The sequence below is a fragment of the Daejeonella sp. genome, assembly GCF_030684675.1.
Taxonomy (GTDB): Bacteria; Bacteroidota; Bacteroidia; order Sphingobacteriales; family Sphingobacteriaceae; genus Daejeonella.
Map to the genome: position 1 here is coordinate 39,095 of NZ_JAUXXZ010000009.1, position 16,205 is coordinate 55,299.

At 38.5% G+C, this 16,205-nt stretch carries 16 protein-coding genes; 7 read left to right on the forward strand and 9 right to left on the reverse strand.

Features of this window, described 5'->3' with window-relative positions; genetic code table 11:
• The first annotated feature begins 22 nt into the window (after positions 1–22).
• Genes Q8M41_RS01245 through Q8M41_RS01255 form a run of 3 tightly spaced genes read left to right on the forward strand, consistent with a single transcriptional unit; the run spans position 23 to position 1,946 of the window.
• A complete protein-coding gene (locus Q8M41_RS01245; protein ID WP_305363416.1) occupies positions 23–430 on the forward strand; it encodes a DUF983 domain-containing protein in 408 nt (135 codons plus the stop codon).
• On the forward strand, positions 408–1,070 hold the full coding sequence (locus tag Q8M41_RS01250) for a DUF2461 domain-containing protein (RefSeq protein ID WP_305363417.1): 663 nt from the start codon (positions 408–410) through the stop codon (positions 1,068–1,070). Before Q8M41_RS01245 ends, Q8M41_RS01250 begins: the two co-directional genes overlap by 23 nt.
• A 12-nt stretch (positions 1,071–1,082) precedes the next feature.
• On the forward strand, positions 1,083–1,946 hold the full coding sequence (locus tag Q8M41_RS01255; protein ID WP_305363418.1) for an OmpA family protein: 864 nt from the start codon (positions 1,083–1,085) through the stop codon (positions 1,944–1,946).
• Positions 1,947–2,007: 61 nt separating this feature from the next.
• On the opposite strand, the gene rfbC is transcribed toward Q8M41_RS01255, so the two are convergent.
• The 3 genes from rfbC to Q8M41_RS01270 are packed head-to-tail and all read right to left on the reverse strand — an operon-like array spanning position 2,008 to position 4,711.
• Entirely contained in the window at positions 2,008–2,556 is a 549-nt protein-coding gene (gene rfbC / locus Q8M41_RS01260) for a dTDP-4-dehydrorhamnose 3,5-epimerase (RefSeq protein ID WP_305363419.1), read from the reverse strand.
• Positions 2,553–2,861: a DUF4286 family protein gene (locus tag Q8M41_RS01265; protein WP_305363420.1), complete on the reverse strand. Its 309-nt coding sequence runs from the start codon at positions 2,859–2,861 to the stop codon at positions 2,553–2,555. Before Q8M41_RS01265 ends, rfbC begins: the two co-directional genes overlap by 4 nt.
• 44 nt (positions 2,862–2,905) lie before the next feature.
• Positions 2,906–4,711, reverse strand: a complete 1,806-nt coding sequence (locus Q8M41_RS01270) for a tetratricopeptide repeat protein (protein ID WP_305363421.1) — start codon at positions 4,709–4,711, stop codon at positions 2,906–2,908.
• A 293-nt stretch (positions 4,712–5,004) separates the two neighbouring features.
• Between Q8M41_RS01270 and Q8M41_RS01275 the strand changes: the two genes are divergently transcribed.
• From Q8M41_RS01275 to Q8M41_RS01285, 3 genes are all read left to right on the forward strand, one after another.
• Positions 5,005–6,891: a S9 family peptidase gene (locus Q8M41_RS01275; protein WP_305363422.1), complete on the forward strand. Its 1,887-nt coding sequence runs from the start codon at positions 5,005–5,007 to the stop codon at positions 6,889–6,891.
• Positions 6,892–6,970: 79 nt separating this feature from the next.
• Positions 6,971–8,569 (forward strand): sensor histidine kinase KdpD, encoded by a 1,599-nt coding sequence (locus tag Q8M41_RS01280; protein WP_305363423.1) that lies wholly within the window; start codon positions 6,971–6,973, stop codon positions 8,567–8,569.
• Between the two features lie 2 nt (positions 8,570–8,571).
• Positions 8,572–9,261, forward strand: a complete 690-nt coding sequence (locus Q8M41_RS01285; RefSeq protein WP_305363424.1) for a response regulator transcription factor — start codon at positions 8,572–8,574, stop codon at positions 9,259–9,261.
• 28 nt (positions 9,262–9,289) lie between these two features.
• Here the strand turns inward: Q8M41_RS01285 and Q8M41_RS01290 are convergent, their stop codons facing one another.
• The 5 genes from Q8M41_RS01290 to Q8M41_RS01310 form a co-directional block, all read right to left on the reverse strand.
• On the reverse strand, positions 9,290–9,949 hold the full coding sequence (locus tag Q8M41_RS01290; protein WP_305363425.1) for an MOSC domain-containing protein: 660 nt from the start codon (positions 9,947–9,949) through the stop codon (positions 9,290–9,292).
• A 111-nt stretch (positions 9,950–10,060) separates the two neighbouring features.
• A complete protein-coding gene (locus Q8M41_RS01295) occupies positions 10,061–10,939 on the reverse strand; it encodes a hypothetical protein (protein ID WP_305363426.1) in 879 nt (292 codons plus the stop codon).
• A 20-nt stretch (positions 10,940–10,959) separates the two neighbouring features.
• Positions 10,960–12,213 carry a metallophosphoesterase gene (locus Q8M41_RS01300; protein ID WP_305363427.1) on the reverse strand — a complete coding sequence of 418 codons (1,254 nt, stop codon included), beginning with the start codon at positions 12,211–12,213 and terminating at the stop codon, positions 10,960–10,962.
• A 26-nt stretch (positions 12,214–12,239) separates the two neighbouring features.
• Positions 12,240–13,739 carry a sigma 54-interacting transcriptional regulator gene (locus Q8M41_RS01305; protein WP_305363428.1) on the reverse strand — a complete coding sequence of 500 codons (1,500 nt, stop codon included), beginning with the start codon at positions 13,737–13,739 and terminating at the stop codon, positions 12,240–12,242.
• 16 nt (positions 13,740–13,755) lie between these two features.
• Positions 13,756–14,856, reverse strand: a complete 1,101-nt coding sequence (locus Q8M41_RS01310) for a VWA domain-containing protein (protein WP_305363429.1) — start codon at positions 14,854–14,856, stop codon at positions 13,756–13,758.
• Positions 14,857–14,924: 68 nt separating this feature from the next.
• On the opposite strand from Q8M41_RS01310, the gene Q8M41_RS01315 reads away from it, so the two are divergent.
• Positions 14,925–15,398, forward strand: a complete 474-nt coding sequence (locus Q8M41_RS01315; protein WP_305363430.1) for a nuclear transport factor 2 family protein — start codon at positions 14,925–14,927, stop codon at positions 15,396–15,398.
• A 4-nt stretch (positions 15,399–15,402) separates the two neighbouring features.
• On the opposite strand, the gene Q8M41_RS01320 is transcribed toward Q8M41_RS01315, so the two are convergent.
• Entirely contained in the window at positions 15,403–16,194 is a 792-nt protein-coding gene (locus Q8M41_RS01320; protein WP_305363431.1) for an SDR family oxidoreductase, read from the reverse strand.
• Between the last annotated feature and the right edge of the window lie 11 nt (positions 16,195–16,205).

The window sequence follows — 16,205 nt, forward strand, 5'->3', positions numbered from 1 at the left end:
ATATCCCATCATGTTCCTTATTATGGCAAAGACTTCTAAATTTGTAGCTATAGCGACTTCAAAATGTCCCAAATGCAGAAGGGGTGATGTTTTTTCAGGGACTTTGTATGGTCTCAATTTTCAGGAAACCAATGAACGATGCTCACATTGCGGGATGAAGTTTGAAGTAGAGCCTGGATATTTTTACGGTGCTATGTACGTGAGCTATGCATTTGTAGTTGGCGAAATGCTTAATGTGGGGCTCCTCACATATCTGATCACAGGAAATGACACTTTGCCCTGGTTATACATTTCAACTATTCTGGGCTCAATTTTATTACTCACACCAATCAACTATCGCTATTCCAGAATAATTCTGCTTCATTTATTGACTCCAAAAATCAAGTATTACCCTGATTACGATACCGATGATAAACTCAGCAACATTTGATTTTCTAAAAGACCTGGCTGCGAATAATAATCGGGACTGGTTTCAGGCAAATAAATTAAGGCATGATGAAGCCAGAAATAATGTTCTTGAATTTGCTGATATGTTGATCGCAAAGCTTTCAAAAATTGACCCTGCTGTATCCTCGGAACTTGACCCAAAGAACTGTGTGATGCGAATCTATCGGGATGTCCGGTTCAGTAAAGACAAAACCCCTTATAAAACTAATTTCGGTGCCGGATTTTCTGAGAATGGTAAGAATTTTAAAGGAGCTGGCTATTATTTGCATATCCATCCTGAACAATCATTTCTTGCGGGCGGATGCTGGATGCCGGAAGGGGATATGCTTAAGGCCATTCGTCAGGAGATTGATTATAATGGTGCTGATTTTCATGAAATTATTGATGATAAGGCATTTAAAAAATATTTTGGTGCTCCCGATTCTGGGTATAAATTAAAAACTCTGCCAAAGGGGTACCAACCCGACCATCAGGATATTGAATATTTAAAACTTAAAAGTTTTACATTTAGCCATGAATTGACAAGAACAGAACTTACAGGTTCAAATGCTGTTGATGAGGTGTGTAATGGATTTATACGATTGTACCCCTTTATTGCGTTTTTGAGAAATGCGGTGTCATAAAATCATTTTTGTATGAGGAAAACTATTTATTCTGTAATTGCCCTGTTTTTATTTATTTGTTTACTTGCTTCATGTGTTGTCATGTCGCCAAAAAAGTATAATAATTTAATAGCTCAGAAGGATTCAATTTCCCTGGGCTGGGAAAATGCAAGAATTAAAATCACTTCTCTGGAAGAAATGATCTCAGGGTTAAAATCAGATAGTGCTCTCCTTCAGGCCAAAATCACAGATTTGGAGGAAAAAATTAAGGGGATGAATGACAGTTTTACTTCATTGCGTTCAAATTCCTCCTCAGAAATAAATAAACTGGAGACTAACCTTAAAAAATTGGAAGCTGATCTGCAAAAACGTGAAGCCAGACTGAGGGAGGTTGAGGACATTTTGCGTAAAAGGGATGAAGCCACCAATGCGCTTAAGAATAAACTGCAAAAAGCTTTATTAGGCTTTCAGCAGAGTGGATTGACGGTGGATATTCGTAACGGGAAGGTCTATGTTTCCTTAACGGATAAATTACTATTCAGCAGTGGTAGTATTGTTATTGATGATAAAGGGAAGCTTGCTCTGCGCGAACTTGCCAAGGTGCTTAAAACACAGCCCGAGATCAATATTTCTGTGGAAGGGCATACAGATAATCAGCGGGTTGTAAACCTTGGCCAGATAAAGGATAATTGGGATCTGAGCGTATTGCGTGCCACTTCAGTGGTTAGATTCCTAACTGAAACAGAGAAAATTGAGAATGGCAGGATCACTGCAACAGGTAAAGGAGAATACCAGCCAATTGAGGAAGGCTCAAGTCCGGAGATCAGAAGCCGCAACAGACGGATAGAGATCGTACTTTCACCGAAGCTTGATGAATTATACAATCTGATCAAGTAAGGTTCAAAATTTGATATGTTCTTAAGCCGGAGTTGAAAGCTCCGGCTTTTTATTTTAAGAACTAAAAAGGACTGTTCAGATCTTTAAACAGAGGCAGCATTTTATCTTTTTCTGAGAGAATTATTTCCTCCGCTGCAATACCCCAGTCAATATTCAATTCCGGATCATTCCATACAACCCCAAATTCTGAATTCTTATCGTAGAGGCTAGTTACTTTATAAGTAAATATGGTATCATTTTCAAGGGTGACAAAACCGTGCAAGAATCCGGGTGGTACCCATAGCATCCGGTGGTTATCGCCGGATAATTCAACAGTAACATGCTGTCCATAGGTTTCTGATGCTTTACGGATATCCACAGCGACATCAATAGCCCTCCCCTTTATTACTCTTACCAGCTTTCCCTGTGCATTTGGATTGGATTGGGCATGAAGTCCTCTTAAAGTTCCCTTTTGGGAGAGAGACTGATTATCCTGTACAAAGCTGGCATCAATTCCAGCTTCTTCGAAATTTCGCTTACTGTAACTTTCGTAAAAATATCCCCGGTCATCTTTCCAGATCTTTGGTTCTACAATTAGCAAATCCTTGATTTTTGTTTTTATAAAGTTCATTCGGCCTCAATAAATTCCATTAATGTACTAAATACTACAAATTTATTCAGGAATTCTGCCGGAGCATTGGTCTGCAGTTGATTAGGGTGTATTTGCATGTATTCATTGTATTTTTCAACTGAGTCGGCAATGTACTGTACACAATAAGTAAGGCCTTCATTGGGTGAGTCCAGCACCTTCAGAATCCTGTAAGAAATAAAAAATCCTGTACTCATCACCTCCTTCAAATGTTCATTCTTCAGCCATTTGAGCCAGTTCACATGAATTTCCTCGTCCAGAATAATAGTGACATTATATAAGATCATGCTGCGAAGATAGGAATTGAGTTTTGTATAATTTATCAGAAAACCTAACCCAGTTTATCTCCTCTAAGCTGACGAAAGCGTTTTCTTGCTTCAATGATGTACAAACTACCTGAATAATCATTTATTATTTTCTGATAGAGTTCGATTGCCTTCCCGGGTTGGTTCAGCTTTGTTTCATAAATATCGGCCAGCATGAAAATTGCGTCATCACCCCAGAGTTCCGAACTAAAATTATCTATTATAGCCTGCAATTGAATTACGGCCTGCTCAAGGTCATTGGAACTTATAAATATTTTTGATTTTGCAATTAAAATATCATCGGCAAGTGAATTTGAAGGGTAAAGTATATTAATGCTGTCTAAAATTGCCAATGCTTTTTCAGGTTGATTTTTAAAGATGTTGAGTTCCGCTTCCGAATATCTTTTCAGCGCGGCGGTGTCATTCTCATTTTGGAGGTTATCAGAAATTAGCAGACTTAAATTCAGGGCATCATTTGCAATTAACTGTGAGGTTGAACTTTTCAATACGTCAAGCTGAGCTTTTGCCCACAGAAAGTCCCCCTGAAAATAAGCTAATCTGGCATTTTTGTACCTGGCTTCCTGTCCATAAACGTCATTTGGGAAAGACTTTTCTACCTGCCCATAGATCAGGGCAGCTTCCCAAACCTCTCCCGATAATGTATAAATATCCCCAAGTTCTAATTTTGTTTGTGCAATTATAATTGGTGTTATGCCAGGTAATTCCAGCAGTTTTTGAAGTTGTATGGCTGATTCTGCTGGTTTTTTCAGGTAAAATGCCTGCAGATTGGCAAGCTGCCGGATTGCGAAGGCAGTACCTGAACTTCGACCGAATTCATTTAATAATGACTCGTAATCACTTTCAAGGGTCAGCAAATTAGCTTTATCGAACTTGCTATTGGTCAGTTGTTTAGTTTTTACACTCAACAGATCGATTTTTGCCGCAATATAATACCTGCTTTTTTCCCCTTTTGCAACAAGATAATTCAGGGCTTCAATTCCCTGTTCATATGCCTGGTTTGAAATCAGTAATCTTGACAGGTCAAATACTCTGCTTCCATCTTCTTTAAGTCTGCGATCGAGTGCAAGCGTTTGTCGCAATGCCATATCGAAATCTTTTTGCTGGACATATTGCCAGGCAAGAAACTCAGTAAGTACAACATTTTGAGCATCTTTCTGCAGGCGACGTAAGATTGCTGTTTTAAGCAGGTCAAAGTCATCTTTATCTTCCAGGATATTACCCAATACATTTTGCGCTTGCTGTAATGCTTCGGGATTTATGCTCAAAAGCAATAAGTACTCCTGGATAAGCATTACCTTATCCTTCCGGTAACGATATAAACTTAAGAGATCATAGATAAATGATTTTTCATCATTTAGTATTTTTCGGCCATTTAAAAAGGTCTTGATCGAAAAATCATAAGCTTCTGCCCTGTAAAAGGTTATTGCGAGATCTTTTATCGCAAACTCATTGGCCGGGAGATTTTTAATCAGATTATTATACAGCGCAATTGATTTCTCCTGTTCACCCCGTTCCTGAAAAACCCTGCCCAGATCAACCGGATAATTAAAATTTTCGGGATTATTCTTTTGAAGAACGCGAGCCAGCTTTTCTGCTTCATCAAACTTTTTTAGCCGAAGTAAACAACTGAAGTAGGGGTCGTAATAACTTGCATTTTTTGTTCTGTTGAACAGCTTTTCATACAGTACTGCAGCCTTTTCATAGTCGCCAGACTGGAAATATTGGACAGCCATAGCCTCATCAGTATTTAGCTGAGCTTTCACTTCTGAAGTGACAGATATAATCAATAGCAGAAGCAGGAATTTTTTCATAGAACCAGGCTTGTTAAAATTCTAAGATCAATATGAATATATTTTTTGGGGAATATCATTTTTTTGATTCCTATTAAAGTTCGCTTTATTCAGGTACAATTTAGATAAAAAATCACTTGTAGTTTAAATGTTACGATTCCATTCAACTACTTAAAAATGTATTTACTAACTTGACTGATTAGTTGAGGAGTTAGTCTATCTGTTTTTTGATGGCCTTAAAAACCTTTATTTTATCTGTTTTGGTGCATGTTTTTAAATCTTGCCTCAAAATTTGAATTTAATTTTATAATAGAATGCCGGGATCTAAAATTTATTTCTTCTGTTTTGTTCTTGCTACTTTGGTGTCCTGCTCTATGGAAAAAGCGACGAAGCGGATACCGATAGAAAATTTTTTCAACGTTCCCATTAATACTTCTTATCTGATTTCACCCGATGGTAAATTTATATCCTATCTAAAGCCAGATAATAATAGAATTCATATCTATGTTGAAACACTTGATGGAAAAACTACCACCCAGCTAACCTGTGATTCTAACCGGAGTATTGCCAATTATTTCTGGGCTAGTAATAATGAGATTCTATATTTAAAGGGGGCCTCCGAGAATATGGAGCCAGGTTTGTTTGCGGTTAATATTGACGGAAGCAATAAGCGGGAGCTGCTTTCTTTTCCAAATACAAAAATCAGACTAATTTCTTCAGGCCCGGTTAGTGACGGTCAGGTGCTGGTTTCTCTTAACAAACGTGATTCAACCGTTTTTGATGCCTACCGGTTAAATATGCAGACCGAGGATTTGTCCTTGTTATTTCAAAACCCAGGGAACATCACAAAGTGGTATTCCGATCCTGCCGGAAAGTTAAGAATGGCTATTGCAAGTGATGGAGTCAATGAAACATTATTGTACCGCGATAAAGAGAGCCAGAATTTCAGAAGTGTTTTAACGAATAATTTCAAGACAAGTATTTCTCCAATTAGTTTCAGTGCAGATAATAGTTGTATTTATGCTTTGTCGAATAAAAATCGGGATAAAATGGCATTGGTGGAGTTGGATTGTGTGACCGGGAAAGAACACCGTGTTATTTATAGTAATCCCCTGGTTGATGTCTCTGAAGCGATTTACTCTGTCAACAAGGACAAATTGATCTATGCCGGTTTTGAGACCTGGAAAAAGGAGCGTCATTATCTGGATGATACATTTAAGGCCACTTTTAAAAAACTTGAGAAATTGCTGCCAAACACTGAAATTGTGATTGCCAGTTCAGACTCCTTAGAAAAGAAATTTATTGTCAGAACCTATACAGACCGTAATCCCGGATCTTTCTATTTATATACAATAGATGATGACAAGCTGGTTAAACTGAGTGATGTAAACTCATCTCTGAAAGTAGAAAATATGGCTGAAATGAAACCCATCAGCTATAAAACCAGGGATGGTCTAACTGTATATGGGTATTTAACTCTTCCCAGAGGTATGCCGTCAAAAACTCTTCCCGTAGTTGTCATGCCTCATGGGGGGCCGGACACAAGGAATAGCTGGGGCTATAACTCTGAGGTTCAATTTCTTGCAAGCCGGGGTTATGCGGTTTTTCAGGTTAATTTTAGAGGATCAAAAGGTTATGGGAAGGATTTCTGGATTGCAGGCTTTAAGGAATGGGGTGCCAAGATGCAGGATGATATAACGGACGGGGTTCACTGGCTGATTGAGCAAAAGATTGCAGATCCATCAAGGATTGGGATTTATGGTTTCAGTTTTGGAGGATTCTCGGCACTTCACGGACTGATGTCGGGCCCTGAACTTTATAGATGCGGTGCTTCTTATTCAGGCTTCACTAATTTATTCACCTATTTTAAGGACATACCACCCTATTTCAGACCTTATTTACAGATGTATTATGAAACTGTGGGTAATCCTGAAACTGACGCGGATTATTTCAGAGCAGCATCGCCTGTTTTTCATACAGATAAAATAAAAGTACCGGTTTTAATTGCCCAGGGTGGTAGAGATCCCCGGGTTAATATGAATGAAACCCATCAGTTTGTAAAGGAGTTAAAGAAGAAGAAAGTACCTGTTACTTATATCTTTAAAGAGGGAGAAGGGCATGTTTTTAGGAACAATGAAAACCGGCTTGAATTTTATAAGAAACTTGAAATATTCCTCGACCAGAATCTAAGCAGGGAATAGCCGGATGCAGGAGTATCAGTATATATACCGCAAAAATTTTACTCTGGTTATAATTTTTCTTTTCCTCATCACCTCTGCGATGGCTGGGGCTTTTTTCCTTGCTTATAATCTGACATCAAAATACGTAGAGAATGAATTTGCATCTCAAAAGATTGATGTGCTCGAAGAAACAGTGAAACCTTACAATGATTTCTTCCAAAATAAAATACCTGAAATATCTTTTTATCAGGGTTATTTGGATTCGGCTCAAACCTCTAAATACATTGATACCATATTTAGAAAATTTCGCTTTGTTGAAAGGGTTATATTTTATGATGTAGAAATTAGTAATCATAAAATTCCGGATGGAATCAGGGTGAACAATTTCTCCATGGGACCAAAGTCGGCATATCAGTTCGGCAGGGATATCCCAAAGGATTCGATTGTGCTTTATAAAAATGATCGTCCAGACCCCTTATTTATCTTAAAAACAGGGGATGAGTTCAACAAAATGGCAATTAAGTTCAGTGGCTTTATTGAACTTGCTGATACTGCCAAAGCTTTGAAGGATGACGACCGCTTCAATATTTTTTACACTATCAGGTCAAACAGGATCACCTTTATGAATATTCCCAGACGTGAGGAAATAAAGGTCTATAAGGATCTGATGTATAAAAAGGAACCAAGCTCTCCGGTATATGAAATGGATATGCTTACATTTTACTTAAATCCACTGGAGCTGAAAATTATAAATTCACATCCTGAATTATATCAGTATATCAGTATTAAGCCTCTGGTTTATGAATCGCTCGAAAATGACTCCGGGTTTATGGAAAATGATCTGCCCTTATCCGGCCCTTTCTCTGACTATAAATTATACTTCAGTTCAGGCAAGGATTTTTTAAGGAAAGAAGTGAACTCCCGCTTCAGGCCTATCGCCGCCGGCTTATTTATTATCTATTTTGTGCTGGTGCTTATTGCATATCTGATCTTCAGAAACCTAAATATCAACAGTAAACTATTCAAGCTGCAGTATGATTTTATCAATAATCTTACTCATGAATTTAAAACTCCTGTCAGTGTTATAAAAATTGCCGGTAATAATATCCGGAGTGCTTCTAAATTGTCAGATCGTGAGCGTCTGCATTATGGCAAGATACTGGATGAAGAGGCAGATAAGCTTAATGATCTGATGAACAGACTCTTGTCTTTTGCTCAAATTGAGAATAAAGCCATAAAATTGAAGCCTGAGAGCATTAATCTTGAAGTATTCTGTCAGAATATGATCGATAGCTACCAGTTAAAATACCCTGGTTTCGATATAGAATGTGATATTAAAGATGTTGAGTATTTTAATTCCGATCCTGTACTTTTAGGAAGTATCTTTCAGAATCTTATCGATAATGCTTTTAAATATTCCAATCCCGACAATAAGGTCCTAAGGATCAGTATTCAAAAGGTGAAGAATCGAATAATTTTTAAATTTTCGGATCAGGGGATCGGAATTCCGGAAAAAGATATCAGGAATATCTTTAAGAAATTTTACAGGGTACAAAATCAATATAATCAGCAGGGTAGTGTAGGATTAGGTTTGGCATTCTGTGCAGAACTGATTAAATTTATGAACGGAACAATTACAATAAAAAGTGTGGTAGGAAAGGGAACAGAGTTTAGAATTGAATTGCCTTACGAAATATAAACATGGGAAAAGAAATCAAAATTGCAGTTATTGAAGATGATGAGAATCTTCGGTTTTTAGTTGTACATCGTCTTCAAACCGAAGGATATAAAGTTGTTGAGGCTGCTGACGGCCAGATTGCAGAAGAACTTATTATGAATGAGGAACCTGATATTGTGTTGCTCGACTGGATGCTCCCAACAAAACAGGGCTCTGAAGTCTGTCAGAATGTTCGTAAACTGGGTTTTGATAATCTGATTATCATGATGACGGCCAAGGCGCAGGATATTGATAAAATTGATGCCTACAATTTCGGGGTTTCTGATTATGTAACCAAGCCCTTCAATATGGATGTACTGGTTGCATTGATTGAAAATAAGGTGAAGTTCTTTATCAATAATGAGAAGACCGAAGTATATAAATTCGGAAACATGGAGCATCATCCCAACACGCATTCTCTGATGCGTGAGGGAAAGAAAATTGAGCTTACTATACTTGAGAACAGGATTCTTCTGTATTTTTTGAAGAATGCAAATACGGTTATTAACCGTGATGAATTAATGATGGTGGTTTGGGGCTATAATTCTGATGTAAATACAAGAACGCTTGATATGCATATTGTACGTTTACGTAAAAAAATAGAGAGTAATCCAGACAGACCTCATTTTATGCAAACTGTTCGCGGAGTAGGTTATAAATTCATCATTGAATAAGTTTTAATGGAATGATTGAATGCGTGGATTATAATTTGTCCAACATTTTCTCAAACCGTTCTCTCCATTCTAAAGTCAATTCCTTGAGATCGACTAGCCGCTGAAGCCATTCTTTGTTTTCAGGGTCATGATATCTTACAAAGTTTACATTCATCACTGATATCTTTTCAGGATGGGAGCTAATATGTATTAGCTTATCGGTCTTCTTTACCAGGCCTGTTTTGATTGTCCTGAAATAATATCCTGTAAGCCCGGTTTGCTGCAGATGAACAGGGAACTGCTTATAATTGTACCTGATCCCAATCATATAACAAGGGCCACGAGGTTCTGAGACTTCAACTACCGCTTCGCCCAGTTGATAGCGGTCGCCTATAAAAATATGTTCTTCATTTGCGTTTTTGCCACTTAGCGTCAAGTTTTCCCCAAAAGCGGCAGATTCCAGATTAAAACCAAGTTCTGACTTCCATTTTTTAAAATGATCAGAATTATAGCAGCATATGGCTTTGTCATTTCCACCATGATGTTTTGTGTCCACTATAATATCACCTGCAAAACCTGTCATTTCCAGTTCAATAGAATCACCTGATATGGCCTGCTTGCGGTATGCAGAATATGCTTTCTGGTGGTCAGAAACTAATAATTCAGGTTTGCCAAGTATATTGATCGATGAAATACTGATATTTTTCATCCGTTTATTTATTGTTTTTTAAAGGTGATGAAGCCCGTCCGAACGGCTTGGCCGGGCGGGCGATCATGATTTAATAATCCCCCCTGTGGTTTGGATAAAATCATGATGGTTTCATAAAATGATTGAGCCACAAAGAAGAAGCATAAAAAACTGAAGGATCATTATGCCATCTAAATATAAAAAATAATAGTATTCATTTTTTTCCCATTTTGATTTAAAAATTAGCCATCCGCTTAGAATTATGGTAAGACATAATCCAAAAAAGTTAGCGTCAAACTGCTCAGTGAAAAGAACTAATAAAATAAGGTATGCTCCCAGCAATCCCTGGCAAATTAAGTATGCCCATCTTTCTCCGAATAATACCGGGATGGTTTTCAATTCATAGAATTTGTCCTGATAGATATCGCGAATATCGAAAGGCACCGTTATTGCCGCTATAAAGAGGAAGCGCTTAGCGATAAGTAATATCGTATCATTTAATGTAACAGAAATAGCCTGATTGTTTTCCATTTCAAGAATCGGGAGTAAAACACAACTCAATGCCCAGACTGATGCAATGAGGAATAATTTTATTCCCGGAATGTTTCTCAAGCCGAATTTTTTATCATGTATGGTAAACAGCGGAAGATTGTAGGCCACTGATATCAGGGCAAGTGTGAACAGCAAAATCTTTGAGGAAGTGCTCAGGAATAAACTCAGGGGGATTATTGAAAATACCGAAATGATGCTGATTGTGATCATTAGTCGATAATGGGAAAATATCCACCTTACCCTTGCTGATTTAGAACTCTCCGGATTTTTAGGTTTGGAGAGAACGATGCTGAAATTATAAAGTGCTAAAGTTGAGCTGAAAAGAAGTCCTAACACATGCATATCAGGTTTGACTTTTAGCAGCTGATAGGTGACCAAACCCTGAGCTACCGCACAAAGAGCAATAAAAATATTGCTGAATAAAAGAAGGTCGACGCTCTGCCTAAGGTATTTGTTCATAGATAGAACCCGGGATCTTTTCAGGAATCCCCCCGGCGTAACTCAAAGATCGTAATTTCAGGTAAAATTCCAACCCGACCAGGATAGCCTAAGAAGCCATATCCTACGTTAACATAAAGCTGTTGCAATCCTTCTTTATAGTGTCCTGCCCATTCTTTGTAAACGTATTGTGCAGGGCTCCATTGAAATTTATCAGTTACCAGGCCAAACTGCATACCATGTGTATGGCCACTGAACATGGCATCAATCTGAGGATATTCTGGTAACACTTGTGCCCGCCAATGTGATGGATCATGTGATAACAATAACTTTACAGGAACATCATCCGTATCTTTTACAGCCAGATCCATACGGCCATACTTTGCAAAGCGGCCAACACCCCAGTTTTCTATACCTAAAATTGCAATCTCGTCCCCATCAATCCTTATCCTCCTGTTTTCGTTAAGAAGAAGATCCCAGCCCATGTTTTTGTGAGTCTGCTTGACATCTGCCAGATTTTTAATTTTAGCAGCTGAAGTTCCCTGCCCGTAATGATAATCTCCATAGTCATGGTTACCAAGCACAGAAAATACTCCAAGAGGAGCTTTTACTTTTGAGAAAATATCCTGGTAATTATACATTTCTGAGGCAACATTATTCACCAGATCTCCTGTAAAAAATACCATATCCGGCTTTTCTTTCAGTAACATATTAACGCCACCGATAACTGCCTTGCGGTCGTAGAAGCTACCCGAGTGAATGTCTGAAAGCTGTCCGAGTTTAATTCCATCAAATGCTTTTGGCAAGTTTGGAAGATATAGGGTTCTGCGTTTTACACGATAATCATAGGCACTTGAAACAACGCCGTAGGTCAGGGATGCTAAAGGTATTGCAGCAACCAGAGTTCCGGCTTTGATCAGAAATTCAGAACGGGGTATCCTATTACTTTTATTTTGCTCAGTGTTTTCTTTTCTTTTTAGCTTCCTGCTGATCCATACCATTGCCCTGCGTAAATCATCAGCAATAAGAAATGGCAGAATAAATATTTTGGATACGAAGGTCAGAAAGAAAACCACCAGAATGATAGATCGGAGGAGGAATTTAATATTGAAAAATATACTGATAAAAACTCCGGCGATCAGCAGAAAGGTATATCCCCACCAGATATAGGTAAATGAAAGGTGCTTTTGCCCTTTCCATTTCCAGCTCACAGAGCGTATTGCCCTGTAAATATAGATATCAATAAGAATCAGCAGAATACTGATGATTATTAATCCAAAAATACGGTTAGCCATTTTTATTTTAAGCTTGAGAGCAGGAATTAAAACTGATCCCGGTCTTCGTTATACTCATCATCATCCTCAAATTCGGTATTGAAAAGACTGTTAAACATATCATTAAAGCTAAATCCTTTATCGAGGAAGGATTTATTGATCAATGAAAATTCAGACAGGCCATGCAATAAGAACTCCATTAAGAGAATCTGCTGGTTTTTACTTAGAGTCTTATGGAACTGTTTTATTACAGTTCTTAGTCCGGGTACTGATTCTAAAGCTGTAATATATTCTTCCAGTGACAGGTCATCAACCAGGCTGATGCTATTACCTACTGCAAACCAGTTGATTATATCCGCATATGGGTTCGCTGCTTTTGCTTTCTTAAGTTTTTCCGGGTCTGGAAAGTAGTTGAGCATCAGGGTTTTAATAGCTTTTCCAAGCAAAATGTTCGCTACTTTACCCGGACCTTCCAATTCACCTTCATAAACAAGTTCAATTTTTCCGGTAATGGCGGGAATTACACCCAGAAAATCCGAAATCCGAACAAATGTGTTGCTTTCACCATTGAGTAACATTCTCCGCTCAGCATTACTGATCAGATTCTCATATGCAGAGATGGTCAGACGGGCAGAAACTCCTGATTTTTTATCGATATATTCAGATTCACGTGCTTCAAAGGCAATCTGCTCAACAAGATCCTTTACCAATCCATCAGCTTCGATAGTGCTTCTTTGGGAAGCCGATAGCCTGGCTTCCTGCTGCGTAATCTTTCTCGAAACATCGATGCTTTTTGGATAATGTGTTAAAATCTGACTTTCGATCCTGTCTTTCAAAGGGGTTACAATTGCCCCACGATTGGTATAATCTTCCGGATTTGCTGTAAATACAAATTGAATATCCAATGGTAGACGCAGTTTGAAACCTCTTATCTGTATATCTTTCTCCTGCAGGATATTGAAAAGGGCTACCTGAATTCGTGCCTGTAAATCCGGGAGTTCATTGATCACAAAAATACCACGGTGTGCACGCGGGATCAATCCGAAATGTATTACTCTCTCATCAGAATAGGTTAATTTTAAGGTCGCTGCTTTAATTGGATCAACATCTCCAATAAGATCGGCCACTGTTACATCGGGTGTAGCTAACTTCTCAGTATACCGATCAGAACGGTGCAACCATGCAATCGGCGTAGTATCACCTTTAATTTCCAGGGTATGATGTCCAGACCATGAAATTGGGTTTAAGGGGTCTTCAAATAATTCAGAGCCTTCAATATAGGGCACATATTCATCAAGAAGGTTGATCATCAGACGGGCAATACGCGTTTTTGCCTGTCCGCGCAAGCCTAAGAGTAGAATATTATGCTGAGATAGAATGGCAGTCTGCAGGTCAGGAATAACGGTATCTTCATAGCCAATAATTCCTTCGAGTACTGTGTTTTTGTTCTTTAGTTCGCGTATGAGATTTTCACGGAGTTCTTCCTTTACTGATCGGGAAACATAACCCGATTCTTTTAGTTCTTTCAGTGTTTTGATATGCAGCATAATATCTGTCGAATTTCTATCTAATCGTTCTTCTTCTGTTCTTAATGTAATCCTCAAAAATGTATTCTCCCAGCCCTTTTAGGGAGCTGTAAAACGCCTTGCCTCCGTTGATCTCGGTAAACTGCTTGACAAATTGTTGAAGATATGGATCCCTGGCAATCATAAATGTGGTTATCGGTATTCCAAGCCTTTTACACTGTGCAGCCATTCCAAGGGTTTTATTAACCACCTTTCTATCCAGACCGATACTATTTTTATAGTATTTGGTACCTTCCTTTAAACAAGTTGGCTTCCCGTCGGTGATCATAAAGATCTGTTTGTTATGGGTTTTTCGCCTCCTGAGCAGGTCTACCGCAAGTTCCAACCCTGCGTAAGTATTGGTATGGTAAGGCCCTACCTGAAGATAAGGAAGTTCTTTTAAGGTTATTGGCCAGGCATCGTTTCCAAAAACAACGATATCAAGGGTGTCTTTAGGATATTTGGTCCTGATTAACTCTGCAAGTGCCATCGCTACCTTTTTTGCAGGTGTAATGCGATCTTCACCATAGAGTATCATGGAGTGAGAAATATCGATCATCAGAACTGTTGAAGTAATGGTCTTATAGTCCTTTTCTTCAACTTCCAGATCTCTTTCAGTCATTGAGAAGTCGCCAATGCCATGATTAACCTGAGCATTGTGGATAGATGCAGTCATGTCGATCTGATCCAGGCTATCGCCAAACTGATATTCTCTGCGATCTGCATTTTTCTCTTCTCCGAGCCCTGAAATATTGGTGTTATGTCCACCTTTACCAGACTTTTTGAGCTTCCCAAAGATTTCCTCGAGCGCTGATTGTCTGATACTTTGTTCGGTTTTTGAAGTGATTTTAAAACCTTTGGGATTTTGATCATCATCTCCCAAATAGCCCTTCTTTTTCAGATCTTCAATGAAGTCACCCATTCCGTAATCATCGCTGGTAAGCTTATATTGCTTATCCAACTCGTTCATCCAGTCCAAAGCTTCATTTGCATCCCCCGAAGTATAATTCAGGAGTTCGAGAAATAACTTCAAAAGTTCTTCGAAACCTCCTTTGGGAAGTTCATTTGGAATAAATTTCGAGAATACGTGTCCCCGCATGATTTGATTTTACCTTGATTTACGAAAAAACGAAGTTAGAGGTTTATGAATCTAAATATGTTATCGACATGTCAAATAAAGGAAAGTCCGATTATTTAATATTCTTACTTTTAGGTATGAAGAAAATTATGATCATGTTCCTGTTTTTTATCGGGACTTTGCAGGCATCAGCTCAGAATGATGACAAGATTTTAATCCTTAAACTTCTTGAGGATCAGCGACAGGCATGGAACAAGGGAAATATAATGGAATTTATGCAGGGGTATTTGAAATCTGATTCACTGCTCTTTGTTGGTAAAAACGGACCGAAATATGGCTGGGATACTACACTTGCGAATTACAAAAAAAGCTATCCTGATCAGAAAGCAATGGGATTCTTAAGTTTTGACATTAAAGAGGTTAGACTGATTCCTGCTAATCATGCATTTGTATTAGGTGCATGGCATTTAAAGCGCGAAAAGGACGAACCCATGGGTTTTTTCACTCTTCTTTTAAAGAAAATTAATGGTGAATGGAAGGTAATTGCCGATCATTCGAGCTAGAGCTTCAGGTAACTTTGGCTTTTCTTACAATCTTTGAAAACAATCCGGGTAGAAATCTTTTCAGTAGTACGGCATATTTCTCTTTTCCGCCGATATAAACCTCTTCTTTTCCGGATTTTATCGCCTTTATAATCTGTACTGCACATTCATCAGCAGACATTCCATTTGCCTGGGCATCATCCATCGTGTTTTGCCTTGTTCCGTCAGCAGTTAAAGCATTAATCGTAACATTGGTTTTAATAAAGCCCGGGCAAATGATGCTGATCTTGATTTTTGGATCGATTTCTGAACGCAGGGAGTCGAAATAACCATGCAATGCATGCTTGGATGCCGAATATGCTGAGCGGAATTTGGTGCCGAATTTCCCAACCAGGCTACTGATGATTACAATATGTCCTGATTGATTTGATAACATGGATGGGATTACTGCCTTGGTCAAGGCAACCGTCCCCCAGAAATTAATATTCATGATTTTTTGGGCAACATCAAGGTCAGTATCCATTGCAAGCGAACGCTGACTCACACCTCCCGAATGAATAATGATATCGATCCTTCCAAAAATATTCAGTGCTGCATTTGCCTTATCTTCTAACTCCAGGGTATTTTCAAGATCAAGTGGAAGTACGTGTACGTCCAGTTGATTTTTCATGCATTTGCTCTTTACCTGATACAGGCTTTCCGTACTTCGTGATGAAATAATCAGTTTGGCCCCAGCCTGATTCAGTTCATAGCAAAGTGCTTCGCCTATTCCGCTTGAGGCGCCGGTGATCCAAATTATTTTATTCTTTACTTCCATACGATTGTAAC

Bases quoted from the DNA above. Each gene is read 5' to 3' on its own strand.
- Q8M41_RS01275 (WP_305363422.1), top strand. From the start codon at position 5,005: ATGCCGGGATCTAAAATTTATTTCTTCTGTTTTGTTCTTGCTACTTTG.
- Q8M41_RS01305 (WP_305363428.1), bottom strand. From the start codon at position 13,739: ATGCTGCATATCAAAACACTGAAAGAACTAAAAGAATCGGGTTATGTT.
- Q8M41_RS01290 (WP_305363425.1), bottom strand. From the start codon at position 9,949: ATGAAAAATATCAGTATTTCATCGATCAATATACTTGGCAAACCTGAA.
- Q8M41_RS01315 (WP_305363430.1), top strand. From the start codon at position 14,925: ATGTCAAATAAAGGAAAGTCCGATTATTTAATATTCTTACTTTTAGGT.
- Q8M41_RS01310 (WP_305363429.1), bottom strand. From the start codon at position 14,856: ATGCGGGGACACGTATTCTCGAAATTTATTCCAAATGAACTTCCCAAA.
- Q8M41_RS01250 (WP_305363417.1), top strand. From the start codon at position 408: ATGATAAACTCAGCAACATTTGATTTTCTAAAAGACCTGGCTGCGAAT.
- Q8M41_RS01300 (WP_305363427.1), bottom strand. From the start codon at position 12,213: ATGGCTAACCGTATTTTTGGATTAATAATCATCAGTATTCTGCTGATT.
- Q8M41_RS01320 (WP_305363431.1), bottom strand. From the start codon at position 16,194: ATGGAAGTAAAGAATAAAATAATTTGGATCACCGGCGCCTCAAGCGGA.
- rfbC (WP_305363419.1), bottom strand. From the start codon at position 2,556: ATGAACTTTATAAAAACAAAAATCAAGGATTTGCTAATTGTAGAACCA.
- Q8M41_RS01285 (WP_305363424.1), top strand. From the start codon at position 8,572: ATGGGAAAAGAAATCAAAATTGCAGTTATTGAAGATGATGAGAATCTT.
- Q8M41_RS01270 (WP_305363421.1), bottom strand. From the start codon at position 4,711: ATGAAAAAATTCCTGCTTCTGCTATTGATTATATCTGTCACTTCAGAA.
- Q8M41_RS01280 (WP_305363423.1), top strand. From the start codon at position 6,971: ATGGCTGGGGCTTTTTTCCTTGCTTATAATCTGACATCAAAATACGTA.
- Q8M41_RS01245 (WP_305363416.1), top strand. From the start codon at position 23: ATGGCAAAGACTTCTAAATTTGTAGCTATAGCGACTTCAAAATGTCCC.
- Q8M41_RS01295 (WP_305363426.1), bottom strand. From the start codon at position 10,939: ATGAACAAATACCTTAGGCAGAGCGTCGACCTTCTTTTATTCAGCAAT.
- Q8M41_RS01265 (WP_305363420.1), bottom strand. From the start codon at position 2,861: ATGATCTTATATAATGTCACTATTATTCTGGACGAGGAAATTCATGTG.
- Q8M41_RS01255 (WP_305363418.1), top strand. From the start codon at position 1,083: ATGAGGAAAACTATTTATTCTGTAATTGCCCTGTTTTTATTTATTTGT.